Consider the following 19,668-nt stretch of genomic DNA (forward strand, 5'->3'; position numbering starts at 1 on the left):
GTGTTGGTGTCACTCGTGAACAGGGTGCGGTATTCGTCGTAGCCTGCGTTCTCCAGGTCGTCGAGGTGGATGAACCGCAACGACGCGGAGTTGATGCAGTAGCGCAGTCCGCCCTTGTCGGGGGACCGTCGTCGAAGACGTGGCCGAGCTGGCTGTCCCCGTGCAGCGAGCGGGCCTCGTTCGGATCATCCCGTGGCTGGAGTCTTCGCGCTCGACGACGTTCGTCTTGGCGATCGGCTTGGTGAAGCTCGGCCAGCCGGAGTTGCTGTCGTACTTGTCGACCGACGCGAACAGCGGCTCGCCGGACACGACATCGACGTAGATGCCGGGCTCATGGTTATCCCAGTAGGCGTTGGCGAACGGGCGTTCGGTGCCATCCTGCTGGGTCACGCGGTACTGCTCCGGGTCGAGCCGCGAAACGGCCCCCGGTTTCTTGCGGTACGGGGTCCGCTGGGGCACAGCTCTCCCTTCACGGCCTTGCGTACATAGCTGCGGAGTCAGTTGGAGCGCGCCTGGACACGCAAGCACACACACTCTCCGGGTCGGCTACATTCCCACAACCTCCGCTATACGTGGACCTCCGAGTCCAGAAAGCACGTCTAGCCAATGTCAGGCAGCCGCCTTGCTGATCAGGCTGAACTGGTACTTTCCGTGCGGCACAGCTGCAACTACGTGACCAGAAAGTGGACTTGACAGACCAGTTTTACCATAGCTAGGTTCGGGATGTCCGACGGGGTGCTTCCGGTAGCGCTGAGGTGCCCGACTTGCCCGTCGGCGTCGAGTTCGACAGACGTCCCCGCCACTCTCGGCGACATCCTCGCGCCCCAACCGCTACCCATCAGCGGGGCGTGGTACAGCGCCGAGGCTTGGCGCCGTCAATGCTGGGAAACGGAAATGTGCTCCTCGTGTCGGTGCAGACGAGGGCTGGACACAGGGAGGTATCTGATGAAGGCGATTGTGGTGACGGACGAGGCTGCGGGAACGGCCGGGATGACGCTGGTAAACCGGCCCGAGCCGGAACCGGCCCTCAACGACGTCGTCGTTCAGGTTCATGCCTCGGGATTCGTCCCGACCGAGATGGCGTGGCCCTCGACCTGGACCGATCGCCTCGGCCGTGACCGGACACCGTCGATACCCGGGCACGAGCTCGCCGGAGTAGTCAGCGCTCTCGGGTATGGCACGACGGGACTGTCGGTGGGACAGCGGGTGTTCGGCCTTACGGACTGGACCCGCGACGGCACCCTGGCGGAGTATGTGGCCGTCGAGGCGCGCAACCTCGCGCCGCTGCCCGGCGACGTGGACTTCACGGTGGGCGCGAGCCTGCCGATCTCTGGCCTGACCGCCTGGCAGGGACTATTCGAGCACGGCCGCCTTCAGTCGGGGCAGAGCGTCCTCGTGCACGGCGCGGCCGGCGCAGTCGGTTCGATGGCGACGCAGCTCGCCCGTGAGTTCGGCGCCTACGTCATCGGCACCGGGCGCGCTGCCGACCGTCAGACCGCGCTCGACTTCGGCGCACAGGAGTTCGTCGACCTCGGCAAGGACGCCCTGGAAGACGTCGGCGGCGTCGACCTGGTTTTCGATGTCATCGGCGGCGACATCCAGAAGCGGTCCGCAGGCCTGATTCGAGCCGGAGGAACGCTGGTGTCTGTCGTCGGGCCGCCCGAGGCGCGGCCCGCGGACGGCCTGGCGGTCGATTTCGTCGTCGTGTCCGATCGCGCCCAACTGGGTGAGATCGTCCGGCGGGTGAACGACGGACGACTGCGGACGAACATCGGCAACATCGCGACCCTCGACGACGCCGTCGCCGCCCTCAACCCGACCGAGCGGATCACCGGGAAGACGATCATCCACGTTCGTCCGTAAGGACTCGGGACCCGGCAGCCCGGAGGGCATCACGAACGCGGTGTCGTTCCTACTGTCGGACAAGTCGAGCTGGATGACCGGCGCCATCGCCGACGTCGACATCATGGCCGGCCGCAACTGACCCTCCAAACGTAGCGCCGGGATCATGCCGGCGGGTCTGCGGACGTGCCCGTACGCGTCCGCGGCCCGCGCCCGCAGGGAAACCACCAGTAGATTCGGCGAGACTGCGGCTCGGCCGATCCGCGCGTGGTGGCGCTCGATGGTGAGATCAGCAATGCGTGGCCGCGTCCCGACTGGCGGCTTTGCGGCCGTGGGAGACGATCGAGAGCGACCACATCAGGCCCGGGTCGCGCAGCGGCACCTCGGCCGTGCCGGCCACATCGAGGAGTATGCGCCGCGCCCGCCGCCTCGACGGCCCGATCCATCGACTACTTTCACCGCCCGAGCGACCAGCGCGGCCCGTTCGGCGTGTCCTCGACGACGATCCCGGCCGCCGCCAGCCCGTCCCGCAGCGCCTCGGCCGTCACGTAGTCCTTTGCGCGTCTTGGCCAACTGGCGCTGGGCCAGCGTGACGTCGATGAGCTTGCCGAGCGCATCGCGGTACTCGTCGCCGGCGCCCACCTAGCCTTCACGCGATGTATCCCGCCGTCGGGGAAGCCTGAACCCTCTCAGCTCCGCGCGCGTCCAGCGCGACGACGCGTGTTCAATGCCCATGCCCGGCCGTGTGCGATCGAGGGAATGCCGGGTCTAGAACGTCGGCATATTCGGGATGAGCATTGACGAATGCTGCCGCGAACGGACACGTGACGGTGGCGGTCTTTCCTTGCATGCGCAGCTCGTCGAGGACGCCGCCGATGAGCCTGGCGGCGACCCGCTTCCCCCGGAACTCGGGGAGCACGGATGTCGCCAACAGTACGACGCGGCTCCCGACCTTGCTGTAGACGAGCCCAGCGGCTGTCCGGCCCCCTATCGTGGCCTCGTAGATGCCGAGCGCGCTGTTGTTGGTGATGACGAGGTCTTCCGCGCCGGGCGCGGTGGCTCCCGACAGGTTCGAGCCACCCACATCGTGCTCGGCGCTGGTCAACGTGATCATCTTCTCGGCGTTCCCCGCCATGTTGTCTCCTGAATCTCGTGTCTGGTCAGCGACCTGGGAGTGCCCAGCCAGGTCGAATGAAGTGGCAGGAGTATCCCGCCTCGGACTATTGGGTAACCGACGACTAAGACGGCGGCATTATCTGGATCGCCACGATTGACGGGGTTCTCAGCGCTCAGGCAGTCGGCACCGGGAGGCTGAGGACAAGCGAACCACGCAGGTCGACCAGGACCCGGCCGGCCGTGCGCACCACGCGCATGACGACGTCCTCGCAGCCGGGACATCGGGCGACGAGGCCGGGCGCTCGGTCGAACACGCGCATCGCGGCTAGCGGCCGGGTCGTCCGGCAACCGGCGCAGGTGAGCTCGGCAACGGTGAGGTCGGCCCCCATGATCTCGCCGAGCGGTCCGGCGAGGGCGTTACCGTCGACCCAGGGTGCGTCGTCTGCTCTGACATGGGTGGTCGACATGGTCATCCTCCTGTGGGTCCGAAGCGTTCGGTGCGGATGTTCGTGGGGTCGTGGCCGATGTCGACGAGGAGGTCGGCCACGGTCTCGACGAATCCGGTAGGGCCGCAGACGAACGCCACAGCGTCGACCTCGCGGGGCCAGGCGACGCGGGCAAGGGCATCCGCGTCCAGTCGTCGGGGTGGGGCCGGCCAGCCAGGGGGCGCGGCCCTGGTATAGGCGTATGCGACTGCGACGCGACCATCGCCTGCGGCTTCTGCAGTTGCAAGATCCGCAGAGAACAGCGCATCGGACGGGGATCGGGTCGAGTAGAGCAGCCTGGTGGGATTCGTCGCCGCACGCACCATCGACATCAGGGGCGCCACGCCGGACCCGCCGCCGATCAGCAATGCTGGGCGCGGATCGGCGGATCGACGTACGAACCAGCCGCCGAGCGGCCCACGGATCTCAAGTTGGTCACCTGGCTCTGCAACGTCGACGAGGTACGGCGAGACCTCACCGTCAGTCACCGCCTGGACGGTCACCTCGAGCCGGTCAGGCCACGGCGCGGACGAGATCGAGTAGCTGCGGTGCGCCGTGTAGCCGTCGGGAGCCGTCAACCGGACGTCGACGTGCTGGCCCGGCACGTGACCTGTCCAGCCGTCAACGTCGAGGACCAGGGTCCGCGCCGTCGCAGACTCCGCCCGGGTGGCGGCGACGGTCGCCGGCTGCCAGCTCAGTCTTCCCGGTACCGCTGCTCGCGCCATGGGTCACCGTCGTTGTGGTAGCCGGCTGTCTCCCAGAACCCGGGCTCGTCGTCGAGACGCAGTTCCAGAGCGCGCAGCCACTTCGCGCTCTTCCAGAAGTACAGGTGCGGAACGAGGAGACGAGCTGGCCCGCCGTGCACCGGAACCAGCGGCTCGCCGTCAAACTCGTACGCCACCCAGGCCCGGCCGTCGAGAAGCTCCTCGAGAGGGAGGTTCGTGGTGTAGCCGCCGTAGGAGTGGGCGACGACGTACTCGGCCGTAGTCTCGACGTCGGCCAGCAAGGTGTCCACGGAGACGCCTCGCCAGCTCGTGCCGAACTTCGACCAGCGCGTGACGCAATGGATGTCCACGGTCGGCTCGTCGGCAGGAAGGGCGGTGAACTCCGCCCATGACCACGTGCTCCGCTCGCCGGTCTCGGTGACGACGGCGAGTTCCCACTCGTCGAGGCCGATGCGCGGTGTCGGTCCCGCCGACAGTACCGGGAAGTCGTCCGTGCGGTACTGGCCAGGCGGGAGGTCGGTGTCGTCGCGTCTGCGGCCGCCGAAGCCGCGTGTGATCACTGCCATGCGCCCCTCCCCAAGTGGCCGTGCAGCAGCGAACCCGCTGCCACCCGTGCCTCCACTCGGCCGGTGAATGTCGATGTGGTGCCCGCCCATGACGTCAACGTCAGCGAGTGCCCCGGTGATGAGATTCTCCGCGGTGCGGACGTGGTCGTCCGCAATCCGGGACATATTAACTGGACCATCACGTCCAGAGTAGGCTAGCGTGACACTGGCCTGCAAGCCCGCTGGCCATCGGCGGTCCGGAGCATCAGCAGCTCTTGACGGTCGCGACGATGCATCACCGTCTGGTGAGTGCCTCCACAGCGGGGGACTAGCGGACCAAAGCGTCCATGTGCGGCTGGAGAGTGTTCCGAGTTGGTCGTTCGACATGTCGCCCCCGCGGCGAGCTGGCGGCGGCCATGGTCTTGCCCGATGTCAGGAGAGCTCGATGGACCCTGTTCCTTCCGGTAGGGACGTTGTCGATGGCCAGCCGGTCGATGCGGTGGACATGATCGCCGCCCTGACCGCTGCGCAGCTTGTGTTCCAAGACGGTGCAACCCAATCATTCACGGCGGATGGTCGAACGACCTACGTCGACGGAGGCCTGCCGTCAGTTGGCGAGTGGTCTGTCACGGGTGACGGGACCTTCGCTTCATTCTGGCCGCCGACTTATCGGGCGGCGTACACGGTTCGGTGGATCGTCGAGGACGGAGTGCGGGTGGGCGTCAGCTTCACGGATGCCCGGAGTCGAGTCCGCTACGACGGCCGGTACCGATGACTGGACGAGATCGGAGCCATGCGTCGAGTTACGGTTCGTTCGGTTACCTCCTGTGAGGTTTGCTCGGCTCCTGACTTCCTCAGCCCCGACGAGTACGAGACCGCCTGGCGCACCCGCCAGAAGAAACCAGCCGAACCAACTATCGCTGCCCCTGCCCGTCCGGCGGCAGGTAGCCACCGCTCCATCAAAGCGGGTGGGAACTCACTGCCACAGTCTAGCCGAAAACTGGACGCTAGAGTCCAGATATGGGTTCCCGGAAGCGCCGCTGGGGAATGCCGGATGATCGTGTGCACCAGCAACCCGCGCCATCAATCATCCGCCCTGACCTGTTCACGACCTGACCTCTTCACGACCGAAGCAAGCCGCGGGCCTGGCGGGGTTAGGGCCAGGCGCATACGTTTGTGAGCGGTGCCGCGACGTCCTAGACTGGACCAAGTGGTCCATGTAGTCTCATAGTCGAACGGAGCGACCGAACTCATCGGGCCCACCACCTGCCGCTACTCGAGGACCGAGCATGTGGGAGCCATCAGCCGCGGAGCCGACTGCGGCGGGCGGGCATCGAGGCCCGACCGAGATTGCGACGTAGTCGAAACGACAACCCGGCTTCGGCGAAAGCCGCACTTCACGGAGAAGGAGCAAGAAATGAACGATAGCGAGCAGTCCGGCGAAGATCTGGCGATCCTCGAACAGCTCAACCTTGACTACATCCACTCGGACGAGGCCAGCGATGCCAAGCGCTTCAGTGAATTCCTCGCCGAGGATTTCATCGTGCAGACACCGGGTGTCACCCGCAACCGCGAGGAGTACCTCGAATACATCGCCAAGCCCCGACCCATCAAAGACCTCACTCTGCGCGACTTCAAGATCCGCATCCTCGGCGACGTTGCCCTGATCCACGGCCGCGTCACGTACACCATGATCGCCGATGGAGTGGTGCAAGAAGCGCTCTACACGGACGTGTACCAGAAGCGGGAGGGCGCCTGGGTCTGCGTCTCCGCCTGCGCGATCGCCCCGGGCGCCTGATCCGCCACGATGTCTGTTATTCCAGCCCAGGCGCGCTACGAACAGTTCGTCGAACTCCATCGTGGCCCCGATACGTTCATCATGCCCAACGCATGGGACGGCCCGTCGGCCCTGCTCTTCAAAGAGGCCGGATTCAAGTCCATCGCGACCTCTTCAGCGGCTTTCGCCGCGACACTCGGCCGACTCGACGGTATTCACGCCATCAGCCGCGACACGCACCTTGACCATGCCGCCCTGCTCGCGTCCGTGAGTGGCCTGCCGATCAACGGCGACTTTGAGGATGGCTACGGCGAGACTCCCGAAGATGTCGCGGCCACTGTCGATACTGCCATTGCCCGCGGTCTCGCTGGCATCGGAGTTGAGGACACCACCGGTGACCCCTTGAACCCGATTCGTCGCTTCGATGACGCGGTTCGCCGCATCGAGGCCGCCGGCGCAGCTGCGCGCGGACGGATCGTTTTGACCGGTCGCACGGACAACTTCCTGTGGGGGATTTCCGACATCGATGACACCATCCGCCGCCTCACGGCCTTCGCGGAGGCAGGAGCTGAGGTCCTGTACGCGCCGAACCTGCCGGACCTGGCCTCGATCAGCGCAGTCATCAAGGCCGTCGCGCCCAAGCCGGTCAACGTCCTCGTCAGCCCCAAGGACACGGCTACCCTCGCGGAACTCCAGACGATCGGTGTCCGCCGGATCAGCCTCGGGGTCGACCCATACACGCACGCTCTCGGAGCTACACAGGCGGCTGCGGCGAAGCTAGCGGAGGGAGACCTGATGGCGCTCGCATCAGAGCTCGACTTCGGCCACATCATCGACCTCATCAAGGCTTAACACGGCCACGCAAACCGGGCAGCCGCGTACTCGTCTCATGCGGCTAGATCGCAACGTGAGTTGTATTGAATGCCCGCGTGACTCGCGCGGAACATCCTCGGGTGCTTAAAGAGCGGAGCCCTGCCAGGAGCATGCGATGAGTGAGGAGAACATATGATCGAATCCGAACAGGCGACGGCGGCACACCACGCATCGCAGGTGCGCGTGGTCACGGCATCGTCGTGCAGCGCGGCCGTCCCGATCGAGCCTGCAGCTGTCCGCGCTGCTGCGGAGCCCGGTAGCAGGCGGGGCTGGCTGTCCGTCGGTGCGGTCGCGCTCGGCGCGTTCGTCATCGTCATGACGGAGACGCTTCCGGTGGGGCTGCTGCCGCAGATTGCCGACGGACTGGATGTCTCGCTCGGCCTCGCAGGGTTGATGGTGCTCGTGCCGGGTTTCAGCGCCGCGCTGTCAGCGCCGTTGTTCTTCCTCGGTTCCGCCCGCTTCGACCGGCGCTCGGTCATCCTTGTCCTGGGCCTGACGGTGCTTGTGTCGAACGCGGTCGTCGCGGTGGCGCCGAACTTCGTCCTGGTGCTGATCGCCCGTATGCTCTTCGGCGCCACTCTCGGTGCCTTCTGGACCGTGGTCTCACCGGTCGGCCCCAAGCTGGTGGGCCGGGCCGGCGGCACTCGCGCCATCACCATCATCGCGGCGGGTATTTCGGGTGGGACGGTGCTGGGGCTGCCTGCGGGACAGTTCCTTGGCAACCTCGTCGGCTGGCGTCTCGCTTTCGCCATTGCGGCGGCGGCGACGCTGCTTGTCGTGGTTGCGCAGACGGTCGTGCTGCCGGGTATTCCTCCGGACGGGCGTACGCACCTGCGTGATCTCCTGGGAGTCGTGACGCGACGGACCGCCCGGTTTGGGATGGCCGCGGGCGCGGTGGTGTTCATCGGACAGTTCACCGCCTGGACGTACATCACCCCGTTCCTGATGGACCACACACAACTGTCCAGCGGTGTGATCTCCCTGCTCTACGTCATCTACGGCTGCGGTGGCATCGTCGGCTCAATCGTCGCCGGATCGCTGTTCAAGCGCGGAGTGATCGGCAGCTTCGCCGGGGCGGCGACGGTGGTGGCCGCATTACTCATCGGGCTGGCGTGCGCGGGCTCCTTACCCTGGCTGGCTGGCCTGTTGCTCGTGCTGTGGGGCCTGTTCTGGGGAATCGTGAACCCGGGAACGCTGGTCTGGATACTCGACGCGGCCCCGGACGCCCCCGAGGCCGCGTCGGCGGTGAATGTGACGAACCTGCAGATAGCCCTGGCGGCAGGGTCTGGCCTCGGCGCGATCCTTGTTTCGTCGACAACCTTGCAGGTGGTGTTCCTCGCGGCGGGCTTCATTGTCCTTACCTCCGCCGTGCTCGCCGCGGTGGCGGCACGGTTCGTGACACTCGCCCGGAGGGAATGAGGAGACTGAAACGAGGCGAGGGGTGGCCTGGCACGTAGACGTGCGCACCCCGAAACCTCCAGAAGCGCCGGCATGGTCCAGAACGATAGAAAGACGGCTCGATGTAACACGTGACCCCGGCGACTAACCTGGGCCACCGGCAGAGAGCGCTCCGGCTCGCATTCTTATCTGCGGTGGTCTCACTGGTGGCCGTATTTGCCGCAGTGGGCTCGACGATCCCTCTTTTCAACATCTACCGGGCCGAGGACGGGTTCACCAACGCCGGCATCTCCCTGACCATCGTCGCCTGCTCCGCCGCTCTCGCAGCACACTGCTAGTGCTGGGACGACTGTCCAACCATGTGGGCCGACGGCCTGCAGCGATCGCTAGCCTCGGCCTGCTCGTACTGCTGATCGCGGTCGGCTCCTGATGAGCCTCGGCGCCGGGCTGGCCAGCAGTAGGCTCGCCGCGTATATCGTCGACGGCCGCCAGTAGGCCGTCCAGTTGCCGTTGGGCAGGCGATGTCAAGGCCCTCCGATGCTCAACCGTTGTCGGATTTTTGGCCAACTGTCGGGAATTGAACGACCTTGCCGGCCTTGCGGCGTCACCGTAACGTCACTGACGGGCATCGATTTTCTAGCGTCCCGGTGGTCGATCCGCGATACGGATTCCCGGCGCCGCCCGGTCAGTGCCAATGCCTACGTCGGAAGGACAACCATGGCAACGAAGCGTCCGCGTACCCATCGCACGGCAACCGGGGTGGCGCTGGCGGCGGCGCTGTCCGCCCTACTGACCGCCCTCACGGCGAGTCCGGCGGCGGCGGCCCCCGTCTTCGCCGACGGTTTCGAGAGCCCCGCCATCACCAGCGACTTCACGGAGTTTGCCGCCGGCCAGCAGATCGGCCCGTGGACCGTCACCACCGGCACCGTCGGCCTGACCCGCGACTGGCAGACCGCGGAAGGCAACCAGTCACTCGACCTCAACGGGTTCAGCCCGGGTGCGGTCGCCCGTACGCTGCCCACGAAGCTGCTCACCACCTATCGAGTGAGCTACGCCCTCGCTGGCAACCCCGACAACGGTCCCCTCATCGCGACGGGCAAGGTCACGGCCAACGGCCAGACCGTCGACAGTTTCTCCTTCGACACTGCCGGCCACACGCCAGCCGCCATGGGGTACGTGTACAGGACGTTCTACTTCACGAATATCTTGTCCGCCGCCACGGTTCTGCAGTTCGCCAGCACCACGGTGGGTGCCTTCGGCCCGGTCATCGACGACGTACGGGTCGAGAGCTGCCTGCTCGTCATCTGCCCCGCCGACACGGCCACGGCCGTCCGAGTCGCCTAGCACCGACGCCGTTCAGCTGGCGGCTTGCCGGGCTGTTGGTAGGCTCACGCCCTCCGGCAGCCCGGCTGACCGCCAGCCGTACAGGAAGGCAGCGTCGGCGAAGGCCGCGTACTGGTCGCTGGGGTGCATCCACCCGCGATAGACCGCGACGCCGCCGGTGCCGAGGACGGTCGAGGGATCCTCCGCTCCGTGATGATCCTTGTACCGTCGTCCGCTCCGCACGTGCGTAACAAGGCTACCCACGTCGCCGAGGTCGCCCGTCGCTGGCAGGCGGCCGGGAACCTGCCGGCCGACGCCGTGCCAGATCAGGTCGGCGCGGCCATGCTAAGCCTCGCGCAGGCTTCCCTCTGCAGCGTCCGCTGATCAGCGGTACCAACCCGGATACCTACTTTGCCGGAGTTCGGGCGTTGCTGTCGCCTGACGCGGGCCGCAAGGCCCGACGGCGCTACTGAAGGCTGAGCCCGGCAGCGCCGTCGCAAAGGGTCAGTTGCTGATAGCCGGTGCGGCATGGTGGAAGCGGTCGTCGGATAGTTGCGCGGCGGTGAAGGCGGCGATGTCGGCCCGGGTCACTGCCATGCCGATCTTGTCGGTGCCGAAGAAGCCGTACCGGTTGACGCCCTTCTTTGAGCCGTCCTTGGGCGCGCTGAGGCGATAACCCGCAGGTAGGCCCATCCGGGACAGCGGGGCTCTGGGCGGGCCAGCCCTTCACTCATTCATGAGTGCGGTCTCCCTCGGCGTCGCTAGCGCGATCGCCGCGCTTGGCGCACCCGAGAACACAGCAAGGCATCGCCGCCAAGGCTGTTATCGGATGCGGCGGGGACCGGGGATGGCCGTACCGGAGGCCAGTAGCAGGCGTTTCGGAGGACGGGGTCGGGGTGGGGGTTCTGCCTGGAACGCTGCGGCCTTCACGCCGCCCAGGTGGGCCGGTGTGCTTCTGAGACATGATCAAGGTGGCGGCGTGCCGCCGAGATCGACATCCGGGCGTGTTCCTTAGCACCCACCTGAGCCACCAGGGTCGCCCGAGGGATCTCCAGGGCGTATGGAATTCCGGGCGGTAGGGCGGCGAGGATGCCCCGCACGTCGATGCCGCCCTCGCCCGGAAAGAGACGCTCGAAGCGTGCCGTGTAGATGAGTCCGTCGACAGTGGCAGGCACGTTGGCTGCGGCGTCGCAGACGTGCGCGAAGTGGAGCCAGTCGGCTGGCAGTTCACGAAGGTCGGCCAGACTGGATCCGGATCGGGCGAAATGCAGGAGGTCGATCAGTATGCCCGCGTTGGGCTGGCCGGCGGCCCGCAGTACCCGGGTGGCCTCGCTCAGGTCGGGCGTCTCGGTCCACGACGGAAACTCGAGATCGATCGTCAGCCCCAGCGGTCGAGCCAGCTCACACAGTTGGGCGAAGCGGTCGATCTTGCGGGCACCGTCGGGGTCGGGCAGCTGGGTGATGACGTGTCGGGCGCCCAGTTCGGCTCCGGCTTCGAGGAAGCGCTCGAAGTCGCGAGGGTCCTCGTGCGGGCCGATCCGTGCGAGCTCGATGTCCAGGACGTCGATTCCGGTAGCGGCGAGGCGTACCTTCGTCGTCCTCATGAGTGCCGGGTCGGTCGCAAGGGGGTAGTGCGGCTCCTGCGGCGTGACCCGGGTGAGGCGCAGACCGACGTAGCGGTATCCGGCCTCCGAGGCGGCTTCCACCAGCTCCGGCGGAGACAGGCTCAATGCGGTCAGGTGCGCGAGCGAGTAGTCGTGCGTCGCGACGTTCGGCGGCTGGGGCGTCTCCCGCAGGGCAATCAGGCGGCGTTGTCGGTGCGCGGCCATACGTACCGGGGCGGCGTCGGTGGCGCCGTATCCGGCATATCCGCCGATCCGCTGCACGACTTCGAAGAAGACACGGGAGCCGAGCATTTCGGTGTGAAAGTGCAGGTACTCGCCGTGTGCGTCATGGTCGTAGAGGATGGAGTGCTCGCGCATTGCCGCGAGTAGCTCCGGTCCCAGGGCGAGGCGACCCTCGAGGTCGTCGTAGTAGTTCTGCGGAATCGTCAGTACGGGGGCGCCGAGCTCGCGCATGGCCTTCGCGCTGGCGATCACGTCGTCGCTGCTGAAGGCGAGATGTTGTGGGCTCGGAACGGCGGGCGCCCAGTTGCCGCGTCGCAGTGGCGCCGTGTTGAGTGTGATCCGGATGCGTTGGTCCGGGCTTGCGGCGGCCCGGCTGCGGATCAGCCCGAACGGCGCGGCGACCTCCGTCGTGGAATCGAAGCGCAGGCCGAGCACCGAACGGTAGAAGAGAGCGACGTGGTCGAAGTCGTCGACAGACGCGGTGAGCGACACATGATCGGTGGTGCTGACCAGGCCGTCGTCGCGGGCCGTGGTGCCGGTGGAGACGAAGTCATCGAGCCAGCTGTCGTCCGCACCGGTGCGGCAGAAGAAGACGGCGGTGCCGTCGGGTGCGGCCACGGAGCTGAGTTCGGCCTCCCCGGGCTGGCGAAGGCGAGGCAGTACGGGTGCGAGCATCTGCTCCGCGCGTTCGGCCGACGCGGCGGGGTCGCTGCTCTCCACGGCCACCGCGCAGATCGCGGCCGTGCCGGCGGTGACGGTTCGCTGTGGTGCGAAGTTCAGCAGAACCCGGGCGTTGCCCTGTTGCCACAGCTGCACCGGCTTGGACCGGTGTTGCCCGCAGTGGGCGAAGCCGAGTGCGGTCAGGGCCCGCGCAACGAGAGGGCCGGAGATCGGGTCGACGGCCAGTTCGGTGAACACGTGCGCACCCAGGCGTGGGGTCGGTCGTAGGCCGAGTGCCCGCAGCCGTTCCCGGGCGAGCGCGGGACCCTTGGCCGTGACGGATTCCTGCAGGGCGAGCATCGCGCGCATTCCGTCGATGGCGGCCTGGCGTGGGTCCGCCTGCCGGTAGACATCGTTGAACGCCTCAAGGGACATCGGTCCCGCGTAGCCGGTCGCCAGGGCGTGGCCGACGAAGTCGGTCAGGTCGAACGAGCCGAGCCCAGGCAGCAGGCGGTGGTGACGGCTCCACTCGACCACGTCGCTCTTCCGCCGAGGCGCGTCGGCGAGTTGCAGGTGGAACACCTTCCCGCCCGGGATCACTCGGATCGCAGACGGGTCGTCACCACGGGAGAGGACGTGGAAGCTGTCGAGGCAGAGACCGAGGGCCGGATGGTCGGCGTGCCGGACGATTCGCCATGCTCGGGCGTAGCTGTTCACGAACCTGCCCCAGGCCTGGGCCTCGTACGCGATTCGTAAACCTCGCCGATCGGCCCGGTCGGCCAGCTCGCGCAACTGCTCGGCGGCCAGGTCGTCGTCGTCGACCGCGTCTGCCGACTCGGACGAGCAGACCAGCAGGGTGTCGACGCCGAGCTGCTCGAGCACGTCGAATTTGCGCTCCGCGCGACGCAGGTTGGCGCGGAACAGGTCGGGTGGCACCGCCTCGAAGTCAGGGAATGGTTGGTAGACGGCGATGCGGAGACCGCGCCGGGCGCACTCCTGCTGGATGCGCGACGGCGACCACGCCGAGGCGATGAGGTCGCTCTCGAAGATCTCGACCCCGTGGAAGCCCGCCGCGGCGGCGGCGGCCAGCTTGTCCTCGAGCGTCCCGGAGAGGCAGATGGTCGCGATGGTCAGCTGCGGGGCCGTGCCTGCCCCGTCGGTCAAGCCGGTCGTGGAGTCACCGTTGGTGACGAACATGTGTGATCCGCCTTCCAGGTGGGGGGTGGACGAGTTCGTAGAACTGACGCAGCATCCGTTCGGCGTCGGGCTCGACGGCGGTGAATAGGCGGAAGGATTCGGCAGCCTGGAAGGCTGTCATGCGGCCCCCGTCGAGCACCTGGCAACCGAGGGCGCGGGCGGCCACGATCAGCTCGGTGTCGAGCGGTCGGTAGACGACGTCGGCGACCCAGAGCCCGGGTCGCAGCAGCTCGACAGGGAGCGGCAGGCCGGGGTGGCCCTCCATCCCGGTCGGTGTGGTGTGGGTGAGGCCGTCGGCGTCGCGGATCGCGTCCACCAGGTTGCTGATCGGTCCCGTCTCGGCCCGGCGCTCGCCGAACCGTCTGGTGAGGCGCCGCGCCAGCGCGTCGCTACGCCGCGCGTCGGTGTCGAACACGCTCACGGTCCCCGCTCCGAGCGACAGCAGGCCGTGGGCGACGGCCGCGCCCGCGCCGCCGGCACCGAGCACGACCACCCGATCGAGTGCCACGTCTGGCATGCCCGTGCTGAGGGCTTGGACGAAGCCGGGCAGGTCCGTGTTGTGGCCGACCGCACCGCCGTCGGTGAAGAGCACCGTGTTGACCGCACCGATGGCAGCGGCGTCGGGGGAGACGGCATCGAGGTGCTCGATGATGAGCTGCTTGACCGGATGGGTGACATTGACGCCGTCGAAGCCCGCGAGCCGGACCGCCGCCAGCACGCCGCCGACGTCCGTCGCTGGCACTCCCATGATGTCGAGGTCCAGGATGCGGTAGCTGTACCTCAACCCGAGCGCGTCGGCCTGCTGTTCGTGGAGGGCGGGGCTCAGCGACGTGCCGATCCCGGCACCGATGAGACCGACCAGGAAGCCGCGGCCGTTGTGGGGTGTCATCAAGATCTCCCGAGTCGATAATGTACGAACCGGTTAGTTACTTATACGTGGGGACCCGCGTGTGCGGAAGGGGCGGCGGCGATCTCGGTGGCTAGAGTGAATTCACCCCGAAGGGAGGAGCCGTTGATGCGACGGACACCGGCGGTCGTCGTGGCGCCTGCCGCCCGGGACGCGGACCGGACACGGTCGGAGATCCTCGCGGTCGCCACGTCCGAGTTCGCCGACAAGGGGTTCGCGGGCGCACGTGTGGACGAGATCGCCGCGAGGACCCGCACGACGAAACGGATGATCTACTACTACTTCGGGGGCAAGGAGCAGCTCTACATCACGGTTCTCGAGCGGGCGTACGTGGGCATCCGGGCGTTGGAGCAACAGCTCGACGTGGAGCATCTCGATCCGAGCGACGCGATCCGGAAACTGGCGGCGTTGACGTTCGACCACCACGAGGCCAACCCCGACTTCATCCGGCTGGTCAGCATCGAGAACATTCATCGCGGTCGGCACATCGCCTGCTCGAAGATCCTGGCCGGGCTGGCCAACCCCGCGCTGGACGTGCTGGCCCGCATCCTGGAACAGGGCCGCGTCGCCGGTCGGTTCCGCGCCGACGTCGACCCCGTCGACGTCCACATGTTGATCAGTTCGTTTTGTGTGTTCCGGATCGCCAATCGGCACACCTTCGATGCGATCTTCAAGCGGGACATGCTCGACCCCGTCCGCCGCGAGCACTACCGGACGATGCTCGGTGACGTCGTGCTGGCGTACCTGACCGCGCGGTGACGGACCGCCGTGTGGCGCCGGGACGCACCATCGCGTCCCGGCGCCGGCCGACTATCGGCAGAACGGTCCGCGCCCCATGGCGGACTCGATGCCGCCGAGGACGTGGTCGAGAAAGTACCGGTCGCCCGTCATGGGGGCTTCCGTCCAGGCCTCCACCGCGTGGCCGAGCGTGGTGACCCAGGACCGGCCCCCGTCGTAGTACTGGCACCAGGAGACGGGGTGGTTGGCGCCGTGGCCGGGATGCCCGCTGCCGCCCTGCGCCCCCTCGGGCAGCGTCGACTCGTCGACCTTGGCGAGCACGCGGACCTGACTGGGGAAGGGGACCAGGTTGTACCACTCGTCGGCGAAGTCCCAGCGCGCCGGCAGGCCGGCGGTGGAGACGTCACGCCGGTTGGTCGTCACCACGGTGCCAGGCTGGTTGCGGCCATGATCGTAGTAGTTGGCGCCGCCGAGCAGCCCCTCGTACCACTCCCAGTTGTACTCGGTGCCGAAGGCGTTGTGGACGCCGACGAATCCGCCGCCACCGCGGACGTACTGCCGCAGCGCGGTCTGGGCGGCGTCGTCGAGGGTGTCGCGGGTGGTGCTCATGAAGATGACCGCGTTGTACCGGAAGAGGCGCGACGGCGAGGAGAGCTGGGTGACGTCCTCGGTCCAGTCGACGGCGAAGTCGTGCTCGGCACCGAGCTTGACGAGGGCGCTCTGTGCGGCGTGCTGCGGAGTCAGTGGTGGGTTGAGCCCTGGGGCCAGGGCAGGGCCGAGGTGGGCGTGGCGGGGGCCGGCGGTGCGGCTGTAGACGAGGACGCGGTATCCGTCGGTCGTGGGGTCGAAGTTGCCCCAGTCGTGGTAGCAGTCGGGATCGGTGCCACGGCAGACGCCGTAGTCGGGCCGCCCGAGGTTCTCCGCGCCCCCGTCCTTCTGTGGGGGCCTCGCCCGCTCGGCGACGCTGGGCACGGAGGTGCCGAGGAGCATGACGGCGGCGGTGAGGGCAGCGCCGAGAGTCGCGCTGAGGACGGTGGTACGCCGTAAGGGCATGAGTGCTCCTTGTGCAGGGACGGCGTGCGGTGGTGGTGGTGGGCGTCGCGTTCGACGCCGGGCACGAGGTCCGTCAGGTGGACCATTCGTACCGTGTAGAGGTACGCCGAATATATCGGCCGTGGAGCGGGCCAGCAAGACGAAAACCGTTGTGGCACAAGGGTTTTCACAGCATCGGGAGGTGCTGCCGCGCAGCCGTGCGCACCCTGCGCAGGGGGCGCGGGGTGGCGGGCGTCGGGATCGGCGTTCCTCAGGGGTTTCCCAGGTAAGTCGGCGTGATGGTCGGCGGCATCGGGCCCTTGTTGCGCCGGCCCTGCCCGGTCTCCTCCCAGGCGTGCGCGAGGATCCCGACGCTGCGGCTCAGCACGAACAGTCCACGGGCTAGCGGGGGAGCGAAGCCCAGCTCGCCGTAGACGACGGCCGTGCAACCATCCACGTTGATCGGAACGGGCTGCGAGCGTCCGCGCGCGAGGATCGCCTCGACCGCGATCGCCGCGCTGAGGTACGCCCCCTCGGCCACTCCGTCGGCGACCGCTTCCTCGACCCGGCGCAGCAGAGGCTCGCGGCGCGGATCCACGTGGTGGAACCGGTGTCCGAATCCGGGTAGGTACCTCGACCGGGTGCGCCACTCGTCGACGACCGACTGCGCGGCGTGCTCCATCGAAGCGCCGTCCGCGTGGCGAGCGGCCACCTCGCCGAGCATGGTCAGACACTGTTCCCCGGCACCGCCGTGCACGTCGCCGAGAAGGTTCACCCCGCTGGCGACGGCGTTGTTCAGGCCGATGCCGCAGGTGGCGGCCATCCGGGCGACCGCGATCGACGGCGCGTGCGGACCATGGTCGACGGAGGCCACGAGGGCGGCCTCCAACAGTCGCTCCTGGCCGCGCGTCGGTGGCTGCCCCCGCAGCAGCAGCCAGATCACCCCGATGAAGCTCGTGTCACCGATGACCTCCTGGATCGGGCGGCCGCGCAGCTCGATGACGTCAGGCTCGACGCGGGAGACGGCGGTGGCCCACCAGTCCGCGACGTCCCGTACGGTCGGCGACCCGCTCACGACGCCGCCGCCCCGTCGGTGGCGCCCAGGCCGGCGTTCTCGACCAGGCCGAGTTCCCCGTTGTGCTCGCCGAGCAGCGGCGGAGCCGATTCCGGCCGCAGCGGCGCCCCGTTGATGAGCACGCCGTTGCCGCTCACCCGCAGGGTCCGGTGTGACTGCCCGGGGAAGGGCAGATCGGTGAAGAAGCCACGCGACTGGAGCTGCTCGAGCTGGACCGCCTGCGGGACGGTCAGGATCCGCGCGGCAGGTACGCCCGCGCCGGAGAGTATTTCTTCCCACTCCAGCGCTGGACGCCACCGGAGCGCGTCGTTGATCTCACGGTTGAGCGCCGCCCGATTGGACTTGCGCGCCTCCCGGTCGGCGAACCGCTCGTCGGTGACGAGGTCCTCGCGCTGAACGAGCCGGCACAGTGCCTCGAACTGCTCCTGCCGGTTCGCCGCGATGTTGAGTGGACCGTCCGCGGCATCGAACGTCCCCGACGGCGCGGCGGTGGCGTTCTGGTCACCCATCGGCTCGGGTGGTACGCCGCTGACGAGGTAGTTGGACGCCGCCCAGCCCATGGCCGACAGTGACGCCTCCAACATGGACACGTCGAGGAAGACCCCGTCGCCGGTCCGGGATCGGCCGGTCAGCGCTGCGCAGATCGCCATGGCGGCCACGAGACCGCCGACCGAGTCGGAGACGGGGAAACCGACCCGCAGCGGTGCCGTCTCGGGTGTGCCGGTGATGCTCATCATCCCCGAGAGGCCCTGGATGATCTGGTCGTAGGCCGGTGCCTGACTCATCGGGCCGGTCTGCCCGAAGCCCGAGATGGCGCAGTAGACCAGGCGCGGGTTGATCCGGTGCAACACGTCCCAGCCGTAGCCGATCCGGGTGAGCACGCCGGCCCGGAAGTTCTCGAGGAGCACGTCGGCATCCAGGATCATCTTCTCGAAGGCCGCCCTGTCGGCCGGGTCCTTCAGGTCGAGCTCGATCGACTTCTTACCCGCGTTCTGGGCCAGGAACGAAGCGCCCATCGCGGTGTGGTTCAGCGCGGCCTCGGGCCCGAGTCGGCGGGCCAGGTCGCCGTGCCCCGGTTTCTCGATCTTGACGACGTCGGCGCCGAGCAGCATCAGGTGGTAGCTGCAGTAGGGCCCGGCCAGGACGTTCGTCAGGTCCAGGACTCGGATGCCGTGAAGCGGTCGATCGTCCATGTTGTGTGCCCCTCGGTCGGTGTCGGCGGCCGAAGCCGGGTGTCGCCCTCCGGCGACTAGCCTGCGAGTGGGTGGTCGAAGCCTTTCTCCGCCAGGCGGGCCGCGGCGTCACGCAGGGCCTCGACGAAGGTCTCGATCCGCTCGGGTGTGAAGCGCAGGGTCGGTCCACTGAGACACAGGGCCGCGACCACGGGGACGGATCGCCCGCCGATCGGCACCGCCACCGCCGACAGGCCCGGTTCCCGTTCGCCGGCGCTGGTCGCGTAGCCCTTCAGCGCGGCGTCGTCGATCCATTCGCGCAGCGTCGCCACGTGTGACGCGCCGTCGGGTGCGGTCGCCGCGATGCGGCCCAGCAGGGCCTCGGGCGCGTCCCGGAGGAGAATCTTGGACGACGCGCCGGCCCACATGGGTAGTTCGTCGCCGACGCGTACGACGTGCCGCAGTGCCTGAGGGCTCTCCTCCTGGGCGACGCAGACCCGGTAGATGTCGCGCGTCATGTACAGGTTGACGGTCTCGCGGTGCGTGGCCGCGAGTTCGCGCATGAGCTGGCGTGTGTCGGCCGGTACCTCCCAACTGCGGTGGGCGAGATGGGCCCAGCGCCACAGCCCGGGCCCTGCCGTGTAACCGTGACTGGTCGCCCAGAGCAGACCGTTCTGCTCCAACGTCTGGACCAGTCGGATCGCGGTCGTCTTCGCCAGCCCGGTCTGCTCCACGATCTCCCGGATCGTGACCGACGGGCGATGCTCGGTCAGCAGGGACATGATCTCCATCGCGCGCTGGACGCTGCGGACGCCGCCGGCATCCGCAGCGTCGGGAGCGGGGCGTCGCAGGGGCGGGCCTTGGTTGGCCACGGATGCCATGGTCTCGGGTCCTCCGTTTGGGTTCACACCCCTGTAACAGATTTGGCATCGCCTATTGCCAGGGGCCCTCGCCGC

General features: G+C 67.9%; 20 protein-coding genes. 7 read left to right on the plus strand and 13 right to left on the minus strand.

Features of this window, described 5'->3' with window-relative positions; genetic code table 11:
- Nucleotides 1-9: 9 nt before the first annotated feature.
- Nucleotides 10-459: a peptide-methionine (R)-S-oxide reductase gene (gene msrB, locus ACTWLT_RS14800; RefSeq protein WP_445318879.1), complete on the minus strand. Its 450-nt coding sequence runs from the start codon at nucleotides 457-459 to the stop codon at nucleotides 10-12.
- A 486-nt stretch (nucleotides 460-945) separates the two neighbouring features.
- Here msrB and ACTWLT_RS14805 point away from each other — a divergent pair, with 486 nt between their 5' ends.
- The gene (locus ACTWLT_RS14805; RefSeq protein ID WP_445318880.1) at nucleotides 946-1,863 is read left to right on the plus strand and encodes an NADP-dependent oxidoreductase; all 918 of its coding nucleotides are present in this window, start codon (nucleotides 946-948) and stop codon (nucleotides 1,861-1,863) included.
- Nucleotides 1,864-2,297: 434 nt separating this feature from the next.
- On the opposite strand, the gene ACTWLT_RS14810 is transcribed toward ACTWLT_RS14805, so the two are convergent.
- From ACTWLT_RS14810 to ACTWLT_RS14830, 5 genes are all read right to left on the minus strand, one after another.
- On the minus strand, nucleotides 2,298-2,390 hold the full coding sequence (locus ACTWLT_RS14810) for a hypothetical protein (protein WP_445318881.1): 93 nt from the start codon (nucleotides 2,388-2,390) through the stop codon (nucleotides 2,298-2,300).
- 176 nt (nucleotides 2,391-2,566) lie between these two features.
- Nucleotides 2,567-2,977: a GNAT family N-acetyltransferase gene (locus ACTWLT_RS14815; protein ID WP_445318882.1), complete on the minus strand. Its 411-nt coding sequence runs from the start codon at nucleotides 2,975-2,977 to the stop codon at nucleotides 2,567-2,569.
- 154 nt (nucleotides 2,978-3,131) lie between these two features.
- A complete protein-coding gene (locus ACTWLT_RS14820) occupies nucleotides 3,132-3,431 on the minus strand; it encodes a DUF6510 family protein (protein ID WP_445318883.1) in 300 nt (99 codons plus the stop codon).
- On the minus strand, nucleotides 3,428-4,168 hold the full coding sequence (locus tag ACTWLT_RS14825; RefSeq protein WP_445318884.1) for an FAD-binding oxidoreductase: 741 nt from the start codon (nucleotides 4,166-4,168) through the stop codon (nucleotides 3,428-3,430). Before ACTWLT_RS14825 ends, ACTWLT_RS14820 begins: the two co-directional genes overlap by 4 nt.
- On the minus strand, nucleotides 4,138-4,734 hold the full coding sequence (locus ACTWLT_RS14830) for a molybdopterin-dependent oxidoreductase (protein WP_445318885.1): 597 nt from the start codon (nucleotides 4,732-4,734) through the stop codon (nucleotides 4,138-4,140). The genes ACTWLT_RS14825 and ACTWLT_RS14830 overlap by 31 nt, the downstream gene beginning before the upstream one ends.
- 1,396 nt (nucleotides 4,735-6,130) lie before the next feature.
- Between ACTWLT_RS14830 and ACTWLT_RS14835 the strand changes: the two genes are divergently transcribed.
- The 5 genes from ACTWLT_RS14835 (at nucleotide 6,131) to ACTWLT_RS14855 (ending at nucleotide 10,105) form a co-directional block, all read left to right on the plus strand.
- Entirely contained in the window at nucleotides 6,131-6,511 is a 381-nt protein-coding gene (locus ACTWLT_RS14835; protein ID WP_445318886.1) for a nuclear transport factor 2 family protein, read from the plus strand.
- A gap of 9 nt (nucleotides 6,512-6,520) precedes the next feature.
- A complete protein-coding gene (locus ACTWLT_RS14840) occupies nucleotides 6,521-7,342 on the plus strand; it encodes an isocitrate lyase/PEP mutase family protein (RefSeq protein WP_445318887.1) in 822 nt (273 codons plus the stop codon).
- A 153-nt stretch (nucleotides 7,343-7,495) separates the two neighbouring features.
- Nucleotides 7,496-8,782 (plus strand): MFS transporter, encoded by a 1,287-nt coding sequence (locus ACTWLT_RS14845; protein ID WP_445318888.1) that lies wholly within the window; start codon nucleotides 7,496-7,498, stop codon nucleotides 8,780-8,782.
- Nucleotides 8,783-8,967: 185 nt separating this feature from the next.
- Nucleotides 8,968-9,099, plus strand: coding sequence for a hypothetical protein (locus ACTWLT_RS14850; protein ID WP_445318889.1), 132 nt, complete (start codon nucleotides 8,968-8,970; stop codon nucleotides 9,097-9,099).
- 379 nt (nucleotides 9,100-9,478) lie between these two features.
- Nucleotides 9,479-10,105, plus strand: coding sequence for a DUF642 domain-containing protein (locus tag ACTWLT_RS14855; RefSeq protein ID WP_445318890.1), 627 nt, complete (start codon nucleotides 9,479-9,481; stop codon nucleotides 10,103-10,105).
- Between the two features lie 483 nt (nucleotides 10,106-10,588).
- Here ACTWLT_RS14855 and ACTWLT_RS14860 read toward each other — a convergent pair whose 3' ends face one another.
- The 3 genes from ACTWLT_RS14860 to ACTWLT_RS14870 all read right to left on the minus strand — a co-directional run bounded on the left by ACTWLT_RS14860 (nucleotide 10,589) and on the right by ACTWLT_RS14870 (nucleotide 14,677).
- Entirely contained in the window at nucleotides 10,589-10,777 is a 189-nt protein-coding gene (locus tag ACTWLT_RS14860) for an NAD(P)-dependent oxidoreductase (RefSeq protein WP_445318891.1), read from the minus strand.
- Between the two features lie 233 nt (nucleotides 10,778-11,010).
- Nucleotides 11,011-13,788 (minus strand): TIM barrel protein, encoded by a 2,778-nt coding sequence (locus ACTWLT_RS14865; RefSeq protein ID WP_445318892.1) that lies wholly within the window; start codon nucleotides 13,786-13,788, stop codon nucleotides 11,011-11,013.
- Complete coding sequence (locus ACTWLT_RS14870) at nucleotides 13,769-14,677, minus strand: shikimate dehydrogenase (RefSeq protein WP_445318893.1); 909 nt, start codon at nucleotides 14,675-14,677, stop codon at nucleotides 13,769-13,771. Before ACTWLT_RS14870 ends, ACTWLT_RS14865 begins: the two co-directional genes overlap by 20 nt.
- A gap of 126 nt (nucleotides 14,678-14,803) precedes the next feature.
- On the opposite strand from ACTWLT_RS14870, the gene ACTWLT_RS14875 reads away from it, so the two are divergent.
- Nucleotides 14,804-15,454 (plus strand): TetR/AcrR family transcriptional regulator, encoded by a 651-nt coding sequence (locus ACTWLT_RS14875; RefSeq protein ID WP_445318894.1) that lies wholly within the window; start codon nucleotides 14,804-14,806, stop codon nucleotides 15,452-15,454.
- Nucleotides 15,455-15,505: 51 nt separating this feature from the next.
- Here the strand turns inward: ACTWLT_RS14875 and ACTWLT_RS14880 are convergent, their stop codons facing one another.
- The 4 genes from ACTWLT_RS14880 to ACTWLT_RS14895 form a co-directional block, all read right to left on the minus strand.
- Nucleotides 15,506-16,486: a ThuA domain-containing protein gene (locus ACTWLT_RS14880; RefSeq protein WP_445318895.1), complete on the minus strand. Its 981-nt coding sequence runs from the start codon at nucleotides 16,484-16,486 to the stop codon at nucleotides 15,506-15,508.
- Nucleotides 16,487-16,736: 250 nt separating this feature from the next.
- On the minus strand, nucleotides 16,737-17,540 hold the full coding sequence (locus ACTWLT_RS14885; RefSeq protein WP_445318896.1) for a citryl-CoA lyase: 804 nt from the start codon (nucleotides 17,538-17,540) through the stop codon (nucleotides 16,737-16,739).
- Nucleotides 17,537-18,733, minus strand: a complete 1,197-nt coding sequence (locus ACTWLT_RS14890; protein WP_445318897.1) for a CaiB/BaiF CoA transferase family protein — start codon at nucleotides 18,731-18,733, stop codon at nucleotides 17,537-17,539. Before ACTWLT_RS14890 ends, ACTWLT_RS14885 begins: the two co-directional genes overlap by 4 nt.
- A gap of 56 nt (nucleotides 18,734-18,789) precedes the next feature.
- Nucleotides 18,790-19,584 carry an IclR family transcriptional regulator gene (locus ACTWLT_RS14895; RefSeq protein ID WP_445318898.1) on the minus strand — a complete coding sequence of 265 codons (795 nt, stop codon included), beginning with the start codon at nucleotides 19,582-19,584 and terminating at the stop codon, nucleotides 18,790-18,792.
- Between the last annotated feature and the right edge of the window lie 84 nt (nucleotides 19,585-19,668).

Source organism: Micromonospora yongxingensis, assembly GCF_052601155.1.

What these genes read in the sequence shown, in the direction of transcription:
- ACTWLT_RS14845 (WP_445318888.1), top strand. Translation starts at nt 7,496, where the DNA reads ATGATCGAATCCGAACAGGCGACGGCGGCACACCACGCATCGCAGGTG.
- ACTWLT_RS14825 (WP_445318884.1), bottom strand. Translation starts at nt 4,168, where the DNA reads ATGGCGCGAGCAGCGGTACCGGGAAGACTGAGCTGGCAGCCGGCGACC.
- ACTWLT_RS14855 (WP_445318890.1), top strand. Translation starts at nt 9,479, where the DNA reads ATGGCAACGAAGCGTCCGCGTACCCATCGCACGGCAACCGGGGTGGCG.
- ACTWLT_RS14805 (WP_445318880.1), top strand. Translation starts at nt 946, where the DNA reads ATGAAGGCGATTGTGGTGACGGACGAGGCTGCGGGAACGGCCGGGATG.
- ACTWLT_RS14820 (WP_445318883.1), bottom strand. Translation starts at nt 3,431, where the DNA reads ATGACCATGTCGACCACCCATGTCAGAGCAGACGACGCACCCTGGGTC.
- ACTWLT_RS14870 (WP_445318893.1), bottom strand. Translation starts at nt 14,677, where the DNA reads ATGACACCCCACAACGGCCGCGGCTTCCTGGTCGGTCTCATCGGTGCC.
- ACTWLT_RS14875 (WP_445318894.1), top strand. Translation starts at nt 14,804, where the DNA reads ATGCGACGGACACCGGCGGTCGTCGTGGCGCCTGCCGCCCGGGACGCG.
- ACTWLT_RS14840 (WP_445318887.1), top strand. Translation starts at nt 6,521, where the DNA reads ATGTCTGTTATTCCAGCCCAGGCGCGCTACGAACAGTTCGTCGAACTC.
- ACTWLT_RS14835 (WP_445318886.1), top strand. Translation starts at nt 6,131, where the DNA reads ATGAACGATAGCGAGCAGTCCGGCGAAGATCTGGCGATCCTCGAACAG.
- ACTWLT_RS14890 (WP_445318897.1), bottom strand. Translation starts at nt 18,733, where the DNA reads ATGGACGATCGACCGCTTCACGGCATCCGAGTCCTGGACCTGACGAAC.
- ACTWLT_RS14830 (WP_445318885.1), bottom strand. Translation starts at nt 4,734, where the DNA reads ATGGCAGTGATCACACGCGGCTTCGGCGGCCGCAGACGCGACGACACC.
- ACTWLT_RS14880 (WP_445318895.1), bottom strand. Translation starts at nt 16,486, where the DNA reads ATGCCCTTACGGCGTACCACCGTCCTCAGCGCGACTCTCGGCGCTGCC.
- ACTWLT_RS14865 (WP_445318892.1), bottom strand. Translation starts at nt 13,788, where the DNA reads ATGTTCGTCACCAACGGTGACTCCACGACCGGCTTGACCGACGGGGCA.
- ACTWLT_RS14815 (WP_445318882.1), bottom strand. Translation starts at nt 2,977, where the DNA reads ATGGCGGGGAACGCCGAGAAGATGATCACGTTGACCAGCGCCGAGCAC.
- ACTWLT_RS14860 (WP_445318891.1), bottom strand. Translation starts at nt 10,777, where the DNA reads ATGGGCCTACCTGCGGGTTATCGCCTCAGCGCGCCCAAGGACGGCTCA.